General features: G+C 33.6%; 1 protein-coding gene. It reads right to left on the bottom strand.

Features of this window, described 5'->3' with window-relative positions; genetic code table 11:
* Positions 1-119: 119 nt before the first annotated feature.
* The gene (locus WMO42_RS13890) at positions 120-698 is read right to left on the bottom strand and encodes a tyrosine-type recombinase/integrase (protein ID WP_349153598.1); all 579 of its coding nucleotides are present in this window, start codon (positions 696-698) and stop codon (positions 120-122) included.
* Positions 699-755: the final 57 nt, after the last annotated feature.

The following is a 755-nucleotide window of genomic DNA, read 5'->3' as shown; positions in this document are numbered from 1 at the left end:
TTATTTCAAAATGTTGCATCCATTATTAATATCTTATTCTTATTTACATATTCTATATCGTCTATTTTTCATATTACTTTACCCCTTTTTATAAAAAAATTGACTTTTTTAGAAACTTTTTAAAGATTAACCTTTAAAAATACAGAATCTTTATCGTCCTGCTTAATTCCTAAGTATCTTTTAGTTATTTCATAAGATGAATGGTTATAGATATCCATAAGAATTGCAGGTGGTGTTCCACATTTCCAAGCATAATACCCGAAGGTTTTACGCATTGAATGGCAGCTTATTCCGTTTTCAAGATTAAGAATATCAGCCGCGTGTTTGATAATACGGAATGCCTGCGAACGGCTTAATGCAGTATTATTGTATCTCCCTGGGAATATATACCCCTCCCCTGTTACGTCATCAAGGCTCTCCATATACCTAGATAACCCTTTTCTTGTGCTTTTGTTAATTGCTATCCGTGTCTCCTTACCAGTCTTTTTCTCGGTTGTTACGAGATGCTTCCTAAAATGTTTTTCCTTGATGTCATAGACATCTTTCCATCGTAATTCGAGCAAATCACTAATTCTTAATGCTGAATTTACCCCTAAACATATAAGGGCATAGTTTCTTAAGTTGGGCTCATTATCCAGATAAAATCTGCGAAATGCTTCCAGCTCATCAATATTTCTTATCGGTTGTGCTGTGCTCATATTTATACCTCCATTCACCATATAGCATACAACATTTGATGCAACATTTTGAAATAA

Source organism: Lachnospira sp. CLA-JM-H23 (assembly GCF_040096425.1).
Classification (GTDB): Bacteria; Bacillota; Clostridia; order Lachnospirales; family Lachnospiraceae; genus Lachnospira; species Lachnospira rogosae.
The sequence above is the reverse complement of the archived record's forward strand: the minus strand, read 5'-3'. Positions and strand labels throughout refer to the sequence as shown.